The sequence below is a fragment of the Variovorax sp. H27-G14 genome (assembly GCF_046156345.1).
Classification (GTDB): Bacteria; Pseudomonadota; Gammaproteobacteria; order Burkholderiales; family Burkholderiaceae_C; genus Variovorax.
In genome coordinates this window covers 56,929-71,821 of the sequence record NZ_JAYLVN010000001.1, presented here as the reverse complement: position 1 = coordinate 71,821, position 14,893 = coordinate 56,929, and the positions used below count along the sequence as shown (strand labels likewise).

The 14,893-nt window shown below is 66.9% G+C and carries 12 protein-coding genes; 7 read left to right on the top strand and 5 right to left on the bottom strand.

Annotated elements, in window-relative coordinates; translation table 11 throughout:
* Window positions 1-33 precede the first annotated feature (33 nt).
* From kdgD to VLK31_RS00345, 4 genes are all read left to right on the top strand, one after another.
* Window positions 34-945, top strand: a complete 912-nt coding sequence (gene kdgD / locus VLK31_RS00360; protein ID WP_409166386.1) for a 5-dehydro-4-deoxyglucarate dehydratase — start codon at window positions 34-36, stop codon at window positions 943-945.
* A gap of 82 nt (window positions 946-1,027) precedes the next feature.
* Window positions 1,028-1,486 (top strand): nuclear transport factor 2 family protein, encoded by a 459-nt coding sequence (locus VLK31_RS00355; RefSeq protein WP_409166385.1) that lies wholly within the window; start codon window positions 1,028-1,030, stop codon window positions 1,484-1,486.
* 5 nt (window positions 1,487-1,491) lie between these two features.
* Window positions 1,492-2,826 (top strand): glucarate dehydratase, encoded by a 1,335-nt coding sequence (gene gudD / locus VLK31_RS00350; protein WP_409166384.1) that lies wholly within the window; start codon window positions 1,492-1,494, stop codon window positions 2,824-2,826.
* Between the two features lie 13 nt (window positions 2,827-2,839).
* Entirely contained in the window at window positions 2,840-4,276 is a 1,437-nt protein-coding gene (locus VLK31_RS00345) for an aldehyde dehydrogenase family protein (RefSeq protein WP_409166383.1), read from the top strand.
* 357 nt (window positions 4,277-4,633) lie between these two features.
* Here VLK31_RS00345 and VLK31_RS00340 read toward each other — a convergent pair whose 3' ends face one another.
* A complete protein-coding gene (locus VLK31_RS00340) occupies window positions 4,634-6,124 on the bottom strand; it encodes a glycine betaine ABC transporter substrate-binding protein (RefSeq protein ID WP_409167338.1) in 1,491 nt (496 codons plus the stop codon).
* A gap of 204 nt (window positions 6,125-6,328) precedes the next feature.
* Here VLK31_RS00340 and VLK31_RS00335 point away from each other — a divergent pair, with 204 nt between their 5' ends.
* A complete protein-coding gene (locus VLK31_RS00335) occupies window positions 6,329-7,543 on the top strand; it encodes an ROK family protein (protein ID WP_409166382.1) in 1,215 nt (404 codons plus the stop codon).
* Here the strand turns inward: VLK31_RS00335 and VLK31_RS00330 are convergent.
* From VLK31_RS00330 to VLK31_RS00315, 4 genes are all read right to left on the bottom strand, one after another.
* Window positions 7,452-9,155 carry an Ig-like domain-containing protein gene (locus tag VLK31_RS00330; protein WP_409166381.1) on the bottom strand — a complete coding sequence of 568 codons (1,704 nt, stop codon included), beginning with the start codon at window positions 9,153-9,155 and terminating at the stop codon, window positions 7,452-7,454. The two genes, VLK31_RS00335 and VLK31_RS00330, sit on opposite strands and share 92 nt — an antisense overlap.
* 359 nt (window positions 9,156-9,514) lie before the next feature.
* Window positions 9,515-10,903, bottom strand: coding sequence for a phospholipase D-like domain-containing protein (locus VLK31_RS00325; RefSeq protein WP_409166380.1), 1,389 nt, complete (start codon window positions 10,901-10,903; stop codon window positions 9,515-9,517).
* Between the two features lie 48 nt (window positions 10,904-10,951).
* A complete protein-coding gene (locus VLK31_RS00320) occupies window positions 10,952-11,671 on the bottom strand; it encodes a glutathione S-transferase family protein (RefSeq protein ID WP_409166379.1) in 720 nt (239 codons plus the stop codon).
* Window positions 11,672-11,731: 60 nt separating this feature from the next.
* Window positions 11,732-12,853, bottom strand: coding sequence for a 5-methyltetrahydropteroyltriglutamate--homocysteine S-methyltransferase (locus VLK31_RS00315; RefSeq protein ID WP_409166378.1), 1,122 nt, complete (start codon window positions 12,851-12,853; stop codon window positions 11,732-11,734).
* Between the two features lie 146 nt (window positions 12,854-12,999).
* Here VLK31_RS00315 and VLK31_RS00310 point away from each other — a divergent pair, with 146 nt between their 5' ends.
* Window positions 13,000-14,115, top strand: a complete 1,116-nt coding sequence (locus VLK31_RS00310; RefSeq protein ID WP_409166377.1) for a Rieske 2Fe-2S domain-containing protein — start codon at window positions 13,000-13,002, stop codon at window positions 14,113-14,115.
* The gene (locus tag VLK31_RS00305; protein WP_409166376.1) at window positions 14,112-14,885 is read left to right on the top strand and encodes a GntR family transcriptional regulator; all 774 of its coding nucleotides are present in this window, start codon (window positions 14,112-14,114) and stop codon (window positions 14,883-14,885) included. The genes VLK31_RS00310 and VLK31_RS00305 overlap by 4 nt, the downstream gene beginning before the upstream one ends.
* The last annotated feature ends 8 nt before the right edge of the window (window positions 14,886-14,893 follow it).

The following is a 14,893-nucleotide window of genomic DNA, read 5'->3' as shown; positions in this document are numbered from 1 at the left end:
TTTCATTTTTCAAACCTTCACTGGACTCTCCCCATGAACCCGCAAGAACTCAAGACCATCATGGGCTCCGGCCTGCTTTCGTTCCCGTTGACCGACTTCGACAGCAACGGCGACTTCAACGCGCAAAGCTACGTCAAGCGCCTTGAATGGCTGGCGCCCTACGGCGCGAGCGCGCTGTTCGCGGCCGGCGGCACGGGCGAGTTCTTCTCGCTGACGGGCGAGGAGTACCCCGGCATCATCAAGACCGCGGTCGACACCTGCCGCGGCGTGGTCCCCATCATTGCCGGCGCCGGTGGCCCCACGCGCTTTGCCATTCAGTGCGCGCAAGCCGCCGAGAAGGCCGGCGCGCACGGCATCCTGCTGCTGCCGCACTACCTCACCGAAGCCGGCCAGGAAGGTCTGGCCGCGCATGTGGAAGCGGTGTGCAAGAGCGTGAAGTTTGGCGTGATCGTCTACAACCGCGCGTCGAGCCGCCTCAAGCCCGAAACGCTGGCCGGCCTGGCCGAGCGCAACCCCAACCTGGTGGGCTTCAAGGACGGCATCGGCGACATCGAAGCCATGGTCGCCATCTACCAGCGCATGGGTGACCGCTTCGCCTACCTGGGCGGCCTGCCCACGGCCGAGGTCTATGCAGCCGCCTACAAGGCCATGGGCACGCCGGTGTACTCGTCGGCTGTCTTCAACTTCATTCCGAAGACCGCCATGGACTTCTACAAGGCCGTGGCCGCCGACGACCTGAAGACCCAGCACCACCTGCTGAAGACCTTCTTCATGCCCTACCTGGAGCTGCGCAACCGCACGCCCGGCTACGCCGTGAGCATCGTGAAGGCCGGCGCCAAGATCGTCGGCCACGACGCCGGCCCCGTGCGCGCACCGCTCACCGACCTGAAGCCCTCCGAGATGGAAGAGCTCAAGGCGCTGATCGACGCGCTCGGCCCGCAGTAAAAACAAAAAAACCTGCGGCGGTGCGCCGGTCGGCAGGTCGGCCGGTGAAAAACGACAGCAACAACAACCGAGACAAGACGACATGTCCCTCAAGAAGTTCTTCCTCATGGCCGCCGCGGCCGCAACGCTCTCCGGCTGCGCGATGATGCCCGCGGGCGGCGGTGCGCCGGCGGCCTCTGCCCAGGCCGAAGTGGCTGCTGCAGCCGAACGCCTGCGCATCGCCATGATCGACCCCACCGCCGCGGCGCTGAGCGCGCTGGTGGCCGACGACCTGAGCTACGGCCACTCGGGCGGCAAGGTCGACACCAAGGCCAGCTTCATCGCCGACCTGGTGGACGGCAAGTCCGACTTCGTCACCATCGTCATCACCGAGCAGACCATCAAGGTGGTGGACGCCAACACCGCCATCGTGCGCCACGCGCTCGCGGCCGACACCAACGATTCGGGCAAGCCCGGCAAGGTGGCGCTGAAGATCCTCGGGGTCTGGCAAAAACAGGGCGGAAGCTGGAAACTGTTGGCCCGCCAAGCCGTTCGCACCTGACGCCCATGAGCCACCACCAGACCCCCACCATCACCGCCATGCGCGTGGTTCCCGTTGCGGGCCACGACGGCATGCTGATGAACCTGAGCGGCGCGCACGGCCCGTTCTTCACGCGCAACCTGCTGATCCTGACCGACAGCGCCGGGCGCACCGGCGTGGGCGAAGTGCCCGGCGGCGAAAAGATCCGCCAGACGCTGGAAGACGCGCGCAGCCTCATCGTCGGCCAGCCCATCGGCAACCACAACGCCGTGCTCAACAGCATGCGCCGCGAGTTCGCCAACCGCGACAGCGGCGGGCGCGGCCAGCAGACCTTCGACCTGCGCGTGACCATCCATGCGGTCACCGCCGTGGAAGCCGCGCTGCTCGACCTGCTGGGCCAGTTCCTCGAAGTGCCGGTGGCCGCCTTGCTCGGCGAAGGCCAGCAGCGCGACGCGGTGCAGATGCTGGGCTACCTGTTCTACGTGGGCGACCGCACAAAGACCGACCTGCCATACCAGACCGACCCCGGCGCAGACAACGACTGGTTCCGCCTGCGCCATGAAGAAGCCATGACGCCCGAGGCCATCGTGCGCCTGGCCGAGGCCACGCATGCGCGTTACGGTTTCACCGACTTCAAGCTCAAGGGCGGCGTGCTGCGCGGCGAGGAAGAGGTCGAGGCCATCCGCGCGCTGCACGAGCGCTTTCCGCAGGCCCGCGTCACGCTCGACCCCAACGGCGGCTGGCTGCTGCAGGACGCGATTCGCCTGTGCCGCGACCTGCATGGCGTGATGGCCTATGCCGAAGACCCGTGCGGTGCCGAAGGCGTGTTCTCGGGCCGCGAGGTGATGGCGGAATTTCGCCGCGCCACCGGCCTGCCCACCGCCACCAACATGGTTGCCACCGACTGGCGCGAGCTGGTGCACAGCCTGTCGCTGCAGTCGGTCGACATTCCGCTGGCCGACCCGCACTTCTGGACCATGCAGGGCTCGGTGCGCGTGGCGCAGCTGTGCCAGGCCTGGGGCCTGACCTGGGGTTCGCATTCGAACAACCACTTCGATGTGTCGCTCGCGATGTTCACGCACGTGGCGGCTGCCGCACCGGGCAAGGTGACGGCCATCGACACGCACTGGATCTGGCAGGACGGCCAACGCCTCACCAAGGCGCCTCTGCAGATCGAAAGCGGCTTCGTGCAGGTGCCCACGCGCGGCGGCCTGGGCGTGGAGCTCGACATGGTCGAGGTCGAGAAGGCGCACCAGCTTTATTTGAAGCACGGCCTGGGCGCACGCAACGATGCGCAGGCGATGCAATATCTGATTCCCAACTGGACTTTCGACAACAAGCGCCCGTGCATGGTGCGCTGAAGGAAACGACGCAATGCAGAACTTCGACAACCTCATCGCCGGCGAATGGCGTGCTGGCGCAAGCTACAGCGCCAACATCAACCCGAGCAACCTGTCCGACGTGCTCGGCCAGTACACCCAGGGCGACGCCGCACATGTAGACGCCGCCGTGGCAGCCGCCACCGCAGCCTTCCCGGCCTGGGCCACGGGCAGCATCCAGGCGCGCTCCGACGCGCTCGACAAGATCGGCACCGAGATCCTCGCGCGCAAGGAAGAGCTGGGCACGCTGCTGGCGCGCGAAGAAGGCAAGACCAAGGCTGAAGGCATGGGCGAAGCCGCGCGCGCGGGGCAAATCTTCAAGTTCTTCGCGGGCGAGTGCCTGCGCCTGTCGGGCGAGCTGCTGCCTTCGGTGCGGCCGAACATCGGCGTCGAGATCACACGCGAGCCGGTCGGCGTGGTCGGCCTCATCACGCCGTGGAACTTCCCCATCGCCATTCCGGCCTGGAAGATCGCGCCTGCGCTGGCCTTCGGCAATTGCGTGGTGCTCAAGCCCGCGGACCTGGTGCCGGGCAGCGCCTGGGCGCTGAGCGAAATCATCAGCCGCTCGGGCATTCCGGCTGGCGTGTTCAATCTGGTGATGGGCCGCGGCAGCGTGATCGGCGAGGCGCTGGTCAAGCACCCCGGCATTCATGCGATCAGCTTCACGGGCTCGGTGGGCGTGGGCCGCAATATCGCGATCCAGTGCGTCACCAACCACAAGAAGGTGCAGCTCGAAATGGGCGGCAAGAACCCACAGGTGATTCTTGACGACGCCGACCTGGCGCAGGCGGTGGAGCTGAGCGTGCAGAGCGCGTTCTATTCGACCGGTCAGCGTTGCACGGCCTCGAGCCGCCTGATCGTCACCGAAGGCATCTATCCGAAGTTCATCGAGGCGATGAAGGCTCGCATGGCCAAGATCAAGGTGGGCGATGCTTTGGCGCAAGGGACCGATGTGGGCCCGGTGTCGTCGAAGTCGCAGCTCGACCAGGACATGGAGTACGTCGCCATCGGCAAGGGCGAGGGCGCCACGTTGGCGGCGGGTGGCGAGCTGTTGAAGCTGGAGACGGATGGCTACTACATGTCGCCGGCGTTGTTCAGCGAATCGGCTGCGGCGATGCGCATCAACAAGGAAGAGATCTTCGGCCCGGTGGCGAGTGTGATTCGGGTAAAAAATTACGAGGAGGCATTGGCCACGGCGAATGACACGGAGTTCGGTCTGTCCGCCGGCATCGCCACCACGTCACTGAAGTACGCGACGCACTTCAAGCGTCACAGTCAGGCGGGCATGGTGATGGTTAACCTGCCGACGGCGGGTGTCGATTACCACGTGCCGTTCGGCGGTCGCAAGGGGTCGAGTTATGGTCCGCGTGAGCAGGGCAAGTACGCGCAGGAGTTCTTCACTACTGTGAAGACTGCCTATACGTTGGCTTGATTTTTTGCTGGTTTTTGGAAGCCCCCTTTTGGGGGCTTTTGTTTTTTTGGGCTCCGTCGTTTGGGCGCTGTTACGTTCATTCAGGGCGTGTGCACAGGCCGCCGGGTGCTCCCCTCCGCGAATGTCCCCCGGCCTGCGGCCTCCTCCTTTATTTCGCTGCGGGAGCACCCGACGCCCTGTGCACCTGGGCACGTTCTGAGTGATCGCGCGATCAACCACTGCTCTGTCCAACGCTCACGCCGATGGGGTGCCTTGCGCAGCGAAATAAAGGAGGAGGGGCGAAGCCCCGGGGGACATTCGCGGAGCAAGGCACCCCGTCGGCGTGAGCGTCGCCCTGAATGACTCCCGCAACAACACTCAAGACGACGCCGCCTTCCGCCCCCGACGCATCAAGAACTCGATCAGCTCGAACACCCCTTCACTGATCAACGCCAACGCCGCAGCCGGCAACGCACCCGCTATCAAAAGCTCACGGTCGTTCAAGGCAAGACCCGTCACGATGCGCTCACCGAACCCGCCCGCGCCAATGAAGGCGGCGATGGTCGCGGTGCCGATGGCGATGGCCGTCGCCGTTCTCACGCCCGCCAACAACGTCGGCAAAGCGAGCGGCAACAACACCAGGCGAAGACTCTGCGGCGGCGTCATGCCCAGCGCCGTGCCCGCCAGGCGCAGACCCTGCGGCACCTCCGTCAGGCCCGTCACCGTGTTGCGCATGATCGGCAACAGCGAATACAGCGTCAGCGCAATCAACGCCGGCAAGGCTCCGATGGCGCCGAGCATCGAGATCAACACCGCCAACAACGCCAGCGACGGCACCGTCTGCATCAGGCTGGCCAGCCCCAGCACCACCGCGCGCAAGCGCACATGCGGGAACACCAGAATCGCGATCGGCACGCCGATGAGAATGGCGATGCCCACCGACACCGCCACCAGCAACAAGTGCTGCCGCGCCAGCTTCCACAGGTCGGGGCCGAACAGCTTGGCCATGAAGCCGCGGCGTGCCTCCTGGGGCTGTGCCTGCGCTTGTGTTTTCGCGTCCTTGCCCGTGCTTGCAAGAAAGTCGCGCGCAATCGTGTCGAAGGGCACGCTCTGCAGCTCGGCACGCGCGTTCATCGCGATCATCGCGTGCTCGTCGACCTTGCCTTCCAGCGTCTTCATCGCAGCCCACGCCTGCGGCAGGCGCGTGGGCAGGTCGAGCTTGTAGAGCACCACGGCGTCGTAGCGCGGAAAGTATTTCTTGTCGTCCTCCAGCACGCGCAGGCCGAGCTGCTCGATCTTCGCGTCGGTGGTGTAGATGTCGATCACGTCGATCTGCTTTGCAGCCAACGCGTCATAGGCCAGGCCGTGGTCCAGGCCGTTCGGCACCTGCGTGAAACCGTAGCGCTGCGCCAGGCCCTTCCAGCCGTCGGCGCGGCCGATGAATTCGTTCGACAGGCCGAGCTTGAGCGTGGGGTGCTTCGCCAGGTCGCTCAAGGTACGCAGGCCGAGCTTGTCGGCATCGGCGGCACGCACCGCCAGGGCGTATCCGTCGTTGAAGCCCAATGGAATGGCCACGCCCAGGCCCAGCGGCGCGAGCGACGCGTTCATGGCCTCGCGCGTGTCCGCCGGCTGGCCCTTGAGGATCTCCTGCGCGATGGTGCCGGTGTATTCGGCGTACATGTCGATGGCGCCGGAGCGCAGCGCCTCGTACACGATGGCGGTGTTGCCAAGGCCCTGGCGCACGACGGGTGGCGACGCGGTGTGCGGCGCGGCGGTCTGCGCCAAAAGCTCGGCCAGGATGTACGACTCGGTGAAGCGCTTGGAGCCGACGCGCAAGGTGTCATCGGCAGCCTGCGCGGCGCAAGCCATGCCGAACCAGCTCAGCAAGAGCAGCGATGCGAGGTGCCAGAAGCGAAGGCTGGAGCGGCGGTGCAAGCGGTGCAAGCTAGGCAAGGGGTGCATCGCGGGCAGTTTATAGACAACGCCGCGTTCGGCGTACCCGCCAATCTCCTACACGCCGTCGTGCGCGCAACCGATGCGCCGGCGTGCCTTGGGCGCGCATCATTCTGTTTCATGAAGACCTCATCTCCACAGCCCGCAAAGCCGGTCGCACGTCCCTCCGAACCTGCTGCCGACCGGCCCGATCCGTTGCCCGCCGCCGACGTGCACGGCCTGCGCGAACTGCCCGGCGTGCATGTCGATGGCTACAGCCTGCAGCTGCGCGACAAGGACGGTTTTGTCGGCGACCAGGCCAGCCAGACCGCGTTCAGGGAACTGCTGGAGCGCTGGCGCAAGCGCCGCCGCAAGAACGGCAAGGACCCACTGGGCGAGCTGCATTCGCGCGACCTGAGCAAGAAGGACCTCGACCGCGCACTCAGCGCCAAGAAGGCCTCGGAGGCTGCCGATGTGATGCACGGCGTGATCGAGGAGTTCACGGAAGAACTGGCCTCGGTGATCCAGCGCTTTCTGCGCCAGCCGTCGTGGCAGAAGGTGGAACGCATCGTGATCGGCGGCGGTTTTCCGGAGAGCGACGTGGGCGAGCGCGCGGTGCTGCAGACCGGCGCCATCCTTGAAGAACTGGGCCTGCATGTGCAGCTGGGCCGGTTGTCGCACAACGTGGACGACGGCGGGTTGATCGGCTGGGTGCACCTCACGCCCGAGGCGCTGCTGAAGAAGTACGACGCCATCCTTGCAGTGGACATTGGCGGCACCAACGTGCGCTGCGGCATCGTGAAGACGCGCTACCGCAAGACGCAAGACTTCTCGCGCGCGGAGGTGGTGCGGCGTGAGAAATGGCGCCATGCCGACGAAGGCCCCAACCGCAGCTTCATGGTCGAGCACATCGCCGACATGCTGATGGACATGGTGCGCTACAGCGAGCGCAAGAAGATTCGGCTGGCGCCCTTCATCGGCATCGGCTGCCCGGGGCTCATTCGCTCCGACGGCTCCATTGCGCGCGGCGCGCAGAACCTGCCCGGCGATTGGGAAAGCCATGCCTTCCATCTGCCCACCGCCGTGTGGCGCCGCATGCTGATGCTGGGCGCCGACCCGATGCTGGTGCTGATGCACAACGACGCGGTGGTGCAGGGCCTGAGCGAGCTGCCCTTCATGCGCGACGTGAAGCACTGGGGCGTGCTGACCATCGGTACGGGGCTGGGCAACGTGAGCTTTACCAACACGCCGATGCCGCAGGAACTCAAAGAGGCGAAGAGCGAGAAGAAGAACCAGTCGAAGAAGAACCAGTCGAAGAAGGCGGTGAAGCAGAAGAAAACGACGCCTGGGGCGTGACGCGCGTCACCGCGGACACGCTGGCGGTGTTGCCCGCCGCATCCACCGCGCGCGCCTCGATGTTGGCGTAGCCCGCAGCCGATGGCGTCCAGCGGCAAGAGAAGGGCGCGGCCCGCAGGCTGCACACGGTCTTGCCGTCGACGATGAAGCTCAGTTGCGCCACGCCGGCCGATGCATCGGCCTCCAACTGCGCAGGGGCCTTGGCCGTGGCTGCCGGGGGTATCGCCATGGCGACCACCGGTGGTGTGGCAATGGAAGGCGGCTGCACGATGACCTGGGCCGACGCCACCGTGCTGTTGCCCGCGGCGTCCACGCCCACCACCCGAATCGTCTGCATGCCCGCGCTCGTGGGCGTCCAGCTGCAGGTGTAGGGCGGGGCAGTGAAGGTGCAGATGGGAATGCTGTCGCTGCCCAGCACCTTGACGCCCCATACGCCCACGTTGTCGATCACCGCCGGCGCAATCACGGTGGGTTGGCCCACCGTGGCCGTGGAAGGCGCGGCCAGCGAAACGGTGGGCGGCGTCACGTCGATGCCGCCCAGCGCCAGGTCGATGGTGAACATGCCCTGGCCCTGCACGGCCTTCTGCTCGAACGCATCGAAGATGGTGAACCAGCTCGCGCCCGGCGCGCGGCTCTGCGCATGCGCCTTCACCAGCAGCGTGGTCTTGCCCACGGCAAAGCAGCTGAAGCCGCAGTCCCAGTCGAAGACGAAGCGGCCTGCTGCATCGGCCACGCCGGTCACCAGCATCACCAGCGGCTTGCCGTTACCCGGGTTGCGCCACACCGTCACCTGCGCGCCGGCCAGCGCTGCGCCGCTGTCGCGGTCGGTCACGCGCACCTGGGTGGCGGTGGTGCCGGCCATGAACTTGGAGCTGCCCAGCTTGGGCCAGTCGGTCCAGTCGGTGTCGATGTTGGCCTTGGTGCCGGGCGTGAAGCGAATCATCTCCAGCGTGGCGATGCGGTTGGCCGCCGGGTTCAGGCGCTGCTCGAACACGCTGCCCAGCAGCGGGTCGAGGCGCCAGCTCTGGCGGGTCCACCAGTAGCGGTCGCTGTCGTTGGCCAGGGCCAGGTCGGCGATGGGCGCCACGCCGGTGGTGTCGGTCACGGCAATGCCGTTGTAGTACTCGCCCGCGCCGGCGCCAAACACATGCTCCAGCTCGTGCAGCAGGGTCTTGAGCTGTCGGCCCAGGTAGTCCTTCTCGGTGGACTCGGGCGCCGCCGCGCTGGGCGCGCGCGACAGGCGAAGCGGGTCGTGAATGGCCACCCAGTTCAGGTTCCAGGTCACGCCCTTCTGCGGAAAGGTCCAGCTGGTGGAAAGCCCGCCGTGGCTGTAGCCGCGCGCTGATTTGCCGATGCACACCACCACCTCGCCATTGACCAGGCCGCTGTAGCTGCACTGCGGGGCGGTGGCGGGCAGCACCAGCTGCAGATCGGCGCTGGGGTCGAAGACGAAGCTGCGCACGGTTTCGCGCGTGAACACGGTGTTGACGTCGGCCACGTACTGCGCGAGCCGGCGGCCGGCCTCGGCGGCGCCGATGTCGGCGGCCAGCGCGGGGTCGACGATGAACTTCAGGCGGTGCGTGCTGGGCGCGGCGCGGCCTATGTCGTCCATGGCTGCGAAAGCAGTCGGCATTCCAGAGAGCGCGAGCAGAACTGGCAGCAGAAGCGACACGTGGATCCGCGTCGCCCGTGTCATCCGCGTCACCCTTGAAATGAGCGAGAAGAAGGCTCGCATCGGTCGTTCCCCGGCGCCGGGGCATGAAACTCAAACCAAAGGGGCGCCTGGGTGGGCACGTGCAACATGCCGGGCCCGGGGCGGGCGGCCCCGCGACGCAGGGGGCTCAGGGCATTTGCCAGCGCCGGCCGGCAAACAATTCAGCGGCAGGCCAGCGTGTCAACCACCGAAACCGGTGGGCATTTTAAGGTTGGCGTTCTATTGGTTGCACAAGCGTTGCATCTGTGCACCGAACATTACAACTGGAAAGCGACCGTCAGCAGCAGCCCTTCGACCACGTCGCGCATCAGCCCCGGGCGCCGCGCGCGGTAGGGCTCGCCGGCCGAGGCGGTGGTCTCGATCCACTCGGCCAGCCAGTCGATTTCGTCGGCGCCGTAGAACACCACGGCCGCCTCGTGGTTCAGCAGCAGGCTGCGCAGGTCGAGGTTGATGGAGCCGCACAGGGCCAGCTCTTCATCGACCACCACCGCCTTGGCGTGCGCCATGAAGGGCAGCATGCGAAAGCTCACGCCGGCGCGCGCCAGGTCGCGCATGGCGCGTGCGCGCACGAAGTCGGCCAGCCGGTGGTTCGACTGCGCGGGCATGGCGATGGTGACCTGCACGCCGCGCCGTGCGGCCAGCCGCAGCGCATCGCGCAGGCCGTCGCCGGGCACGAAGTACGGGGTGATCGCCAGGATGCGGTGCTCGGCCCGAAAGCACGCGTCGATCAGCAGCGCATGCGCGGTGTCTTCGGTCTGGTCGGGGCCGCTCGGCAGGAACTGCGCCATGGCGGTGCCCGGGCCTTCGGGCATGTCGTCGCAGGTGATGGCGCGGGCCTTGCGGCTGCTCACGGAGCTCCAGTCGTGGTCGAACTGGCGCGCCGCCGCGGCGGCCACGCTGCCGCGCAGGTCGAACGACAGGTCGAGCCAGGCCTGCGGGTGTTTGTCGTTGCCGGTGAAGTATTCGCCGGCCAGGTTGCGCCCGCCCGACCACAGCCAGCTGTCGTCCGCAATGGTGAACTTGCGGTGGTTGCGCAGGTTGCGCGGCCCGATGCGGCGCAGGCTGAAGAAGGGGCGAAACACGGCCACCTCGCCGCCGGCCGCGCGCAGCCGGTCGAAGTGATGGCGCGGCAATGAAAGGGCGCCAAAGCCGTCCAGCAGCACCCGCACCTTGACGCCTTCGCGCGCGCGCTGGGCCAGCCGGTCGAGCACGGCATGGCCGAGCGCGTCGTTGCCGATGATGAAGGTGCACACGTCGATGCGCTCCTGCGCGCCGTCGATCACCCGCCACAGCGCCTCGCGCGCGGCCTCGCCGTCGGCATGCATGCGGATGGCGCAACGCCCCGGCGCGGCCAGGCCGAAGCTCTCGATCAGGTCGGCCGCCCAGTGGCCCGGTGGCACGGAGCGCGGTGGCCGGGGCGAGCCGGCCGGGCGCAGCTTGCGCTGGCCGAACAGCAGGTACATCGGCAGGAGGAGGTAGGGCATCAGCACCAGCCCCATGACCCAGGCGATGGCCGTGGTGGGCGCGCGCTGCTCGCGGCGCGCGCGGGTGGTCAGCACATAGACCAGCAACGCGAAAGTGACGACGAGGAAATGCTGCGAAGGAGAGGGCAGCCAGTCAAACCTTGAGACGCTTGCAGTAGGCATGGGCCGATGATGCCTCAGCGTTGCGCCGCGGCCCCTGTTCGAACGCTTTCAGCGCTGCAGGAATGTCGGCACGCCGCGCCCCTGCGAGGCCAGGAAACGCATCATCGGGTCGACCACCGCGCGCACCGCGGGCCGTGCGCCCACACGCTCGCGCCAGGCCAGCAGGCGCGGCGTGGCCTCGGTCATGCCGGCGCCCTTGCGGTCGGCGAACACGCAGGCCATGTAGAAGGCGATGTCGGCAAAAGAGTAGGGCCCGGCCAGGTACTCGCGCGTGGCGAGCTGCGCTTCGAGCGTTTCGTAGAAGCGCGCGCAGGCGGCGCAGGCCGCAACCGCCGGGGCGCTCTTCATGTCGTGCTGCAGGCCGAAGAGCCGAATGACGTTGGGAAAGAACACCTCGTCAGACTGGTGCTCCAGCTGCCGCGCGCGGGCGCGCTCGGCAATGCCCGCGGGCCACAGCGCGAGATGCGCTGGGGCGGGGTAGCGGTCTTCGAGGTACTCGAAGATCTGCGTCGAGTCGAACAGCGCCACGCCGCCCACGCCGCCCACGCCGCTCTCTACGCGGTCGGTGTCGTCGCTGCTGTCCGTCAGCACCGGCACCTGCTGCTTCACCGGGTTGACCCGAAGCACCTCCGGGTGCTTGGGCTCGTAGGCGTCGTCTTTGGTGAAGGGCACCATGGTCAGTTCGAAAGGCACGCCTTTTTCGCGCGCCGCAATCTCGACCTTGGCGCCGAACATGCTGAGGGGGCCGGAGTAGATGTGCATCGTCATGGGGTGCGACTTGACCAGAAACCGCCCCTCAATGCATCAGGTTGTGCATCAGGTTGTGCATCAGGTCGTGCCCCAGACTTCCTGCGCCGTCTCCACCACCAGGCGCAGCTTGGCGCGCTGCGCTTCCACCGCAATGTTGTTGCCGTGCACCGTGCTGGAAAAACCGCACTGCGGCGACAGCGCCAGCTGGTCGAGCGAGGCGTACTTGGCGGCCTCGTCGATGCGGCGCTTCAGCTCGTCCTTGTCTTCCATCTGGCCGAACTTGGTGGTCACCAAGCCCAGCACCACGGTCTTGCCCTTGGGCAGGTAGCGCAGCGGCTTGAAGTCGCCCGAGCGGGCGTCGTCGTACTCCATAAAGTACGCATCCAGGTCCATCTCCGACAGCAGCGCCTCGGCCACCGGCTCGTAGTTGCCGGCGGCGGCGTGGGTGCTCTTGAAGTTGCCGCGGCACAGGTGCATGGCCAGCAGCATGCCGGGCGGCTTTTGCGCCACCACCTTGTTGATGAAGGCGGCGTAGCGGTGCGGCAGCTCGTTCGGGTCGTCGCCGCGCTTGCGGGCGGCTTCGCGCATGTGCTCGTCGCACAGGTAGGCGAGGTTGGTGTCGTCCATCTGCACGTAGGTGCAGCCGGCCGCGGCCAGCGAGCGCAGCTCGTCGCCATAGGCCTTGGCCACGTCGTCGTAGAACTCGGGGTCTAGCTCGGGGTAGTGCGCCTTGCTGATGCCGGCGCGGCCACCGCGAAAGTGCAGCATCGTCGGCGAGGGAATCGTCACCTTGGGCATGTTGCCGGCCGAGACTTGGCTCTTCAGGTACTGGAAGTCGGCGAGCTGAATGTCTTTTACATGGCGCACCTTGTCGATCACGCGCATGGCGGGCGGCGCCAGTTCTTCGGTGCCGTCGGGCTTGCGGATGGTGACCGGAATGTCGGTCTTCACGCCGCCGAGCTGGTCGAGAAAGTCGATGTGGAAATACGTGCGGCGGAACTCGCCGTCGGTGATGCTTTTCAGGCCGATGTCTTCCTGGAAGCGGACGATCTCGGTGATGGCCTTGTCTTCGACCAGGCGAAGCTGCTCGGGCGTGATCTCGCCCTTGGCCTTTTGCTCGCGGGCTTCGAGCAGGTACTTGGGGCGCAAAAAGCTGCCCACGTGGTCGTAGCGGGCAGGCAAGGCGGCGTGCTGTGACATGGATGACTCCGTCGTTGTTTGGGGGGAACGAGCAGCATCGTATCGCCTTCGTAATGTCGATGTCTGTATACAGAGGGGTGGGTGTTTACCCTTGAATTGCGCGGAAGTGCTGGAAATTTCTGTGTTTCTGTATACATTGGGTATTCATGAAAACGCCCACGACCGCCTTTCCACTGAACGCCTGGTATGCCGCCGCCTACGACGTCGAAGTGCGTCACGCGCTGCTGCCGCGCACCATCTGCAACCAGAAGGTGGTGCTGTTCCGCCGCACCGACGGCCAGGTGGCCGTGCTGGAAGACGCCTGCTGGCACCGGCTGATGCCGCTCTCTCTGGGCCGCCTGGAAGGTGACGAGCTGGTCTGCGGTTACCACGGGCTGGTCTACAACAGCCAGGGCCGCTGCATCCACATGCCGAGCCAGGAAACGCTGAACCCCTCGGCCTGCGTGCGCAACTTTCCGGCGGTGGAAAAACACCGCTTCGTGTGGATCTGGCCCGGCGACCCGGCCAAGGCCGACCCGGCGCTCATCCCCGACATGCACTGGAACGACGACCCGGCCTGGGCCGGCGACGGCAAGATGATTCGCGTCAACTGCGACTACCGCCTGGTGGTCGACAACCTCATGGACCTCACGCACGAGACCTTCGTGCATGGCTCGTCCATCGGCAACCGCGAAGTGGCCGAGGCACCCTTCGTGGCCACGCACGGCGACCGCTCGGCCACCGTCACGCGCTGGATGGAGAGCATCGACCCGCCGCCGTTCTGGGGCGGGCAGATTCGCCATGCGCGCGGCTACACGGGCAAGGTCGACCGCTGGCAGATCATTCGCTTCGAGGGCCCGTGCACGGTGAACATCGACGTGGGCGTGGCCGAGGCAGGCAGCGGCGCGGTGCCCAAGGGCGACAACCCCGGCGACCGCAGCAAGGGCGTGAACGGCTACGTGCTCAACACCATCACGCCCGAGACCGACAAGACCTGCCTGTACTTCTGGGCCTTCTCGCGCAACTACTGCATCGGCGAACAGCGCCTCACGCACGAGCTGCGCGAAGGCGTGGCCGGCATCTTCCGCGAAGACGAGCTGGTGCTGGAGGCGCAGCAGAAGGCCATGGACGACCACCCCGACCACAAGTTCTACAACCTCAACATCGACGCCGGCTCGATGTGGGCGCGCCGGCTCATCGACCGCATGGTCGAGAAGGAAAAGCCCGCGCGCGCGCCGATTCCGATCCGCCCCGTGGACACCGCCAGCAAGCAGGCCGCATGAAGGTCGCGGCAGTCCCCAGCACCGAGCCCGGCGACAGCGGCAGCTCGCAAGGCGTGAAGGCGCAACTGCGGCTGCGCGAAATGATTCTGGCGGGCGAGCTGCCCGGCGGCGCGCGCATTGCCGAGGTGGCGATCTCCGAGCAGCTCGGCGTGTCGCGCACGCCGGTGCGCACCGCGCTGATGCGGCTCGAACAAGAGGGCCTGCTGGAGGCGCTGCCCAACGGTGGCTATGCGGTGCGCACGTTTTCCGAGCGCGACGTGGCCGACGCCATCGAGCTGCGCGGCACGCTCGAAGGCCTGGTCGCGCGGCTCGCGGCCGAGCGCGGCGCGGCGCCCGTGGTGCTGCGCGAGGCGCGCGCCTGCCTGCAGCGCATCGACGAACTGCTGCGCGAGCCCGCGCTGGACGACGCGGCCTTCTCGCGCTACGTGACGCACAACGAGCGCTTTCATGCGCTGCTGTGCGAAATGGCGGGCAGCCCGGTCATTGCGCAGCAGCTGGAGCGCGTGGTCAACCTGCCGTTCGCGTCGCCTTCGGGCTTTGTCATCGTGCAGGCCAATTCGCCGGCGGCGCGCGACATGCTCGTCATTGCGCAAGACCAGCACCTGCAGGTGCTCGACGCCATCGAGTCCGGCGAGGGCTCGCGCGCCGAGGCGCTGATGCGCGAGCACAGCCGCATCGCGCGGCGCAACCTGCGCGAGGCGTTGCACGGCACGCCCAGCGCCGAGCAGCGCCCGCTGCCGGGCGTGCAGCTGATTCGCCGCCGCGGCTGAGCCGTTTT

Coding starts and splice junctions, on each gene's coding strand:
- VLK31_RS00320 (WP_409166379.1), bottom strand. CDS start 11,671: ATGACGATGCACATCTACTCCGGCCCCCTCAGCATGTTCGGCGCCAAG.
- VLK31_RS00325 (WP_409166380.1), bottom strand. CDS start 10,903: ATGCCTACTGCAAGCGTCTCAAGGTTTGACTGGCTGCCCTCTCCTTCG.
- kdgD (WP_409166386.1), top strand. CDS start 34: ATGAACCCGCAAGAACTCAAGACCATCATGGGCTCCGGCCTGCTTTCG.
- gudD (WP_409166384.1), top strand. CDS start 1,492: ATGAGCCACCACCAGACCCCCACCATCACCGCCATGCGCGTGGTTCCC.
- VLK31_RS00345 (WP_409166383.1), top strand. CDS start 2,840: ATGCAGAACTTCGACAACCTCATCGCCGGCGAATGGCGTGCTGGCGCA.
- VLK31_RS00315 (WP_409166378.1), bottom strand. CDS start 12,853: ATGTCACAGCACGCCGCCTTGCCTGCCCGCTACGACCACGTGGGCAGC.
- VLK31_RS00310 (WP_409166377.1), top strand. CDS start 13,000: ATGAAAACGCCCACGACCGCCTTTCCACTGAACGCCTGGTATGCCGCC.
- VLK31_RS00335 (WP_409166382.1), top strand. CDS start 6,329: ATGAAGACCTCATCTCCACAGCCCGCAAAGCCGGTCGCACGTCCCTCC.
- VLK31_RS00330 (WP_409166381.1), bottom strand. CDS start 9,155: ATGGACGACATAGGCCGCGCCGCGCCCAGCACGCACCGCCTGAAGTTC.
- VLK31_RS00355 (WP_409166385.1), top strand. CDS start 1,028: ATGTCCCTCAAGAAGTTCTTCCTCATGGCCGCCGCGGCCGCAACGCTC.
- VLK31_RS00340 (WP_409167338.1), bottom strand. CDS start 6,124: ATGGCTTGCGCCGCGCAGGCTGCCGATGACACCTTGCGCGTCGGCTCC.
- VLK31_RS00305 (WP_409166376.1), top strand. CDS start 14,112: ATGAAGGTCGCGGCAGTCCCCAGCACCGAGCCCGGCGACAGCGGCAGC.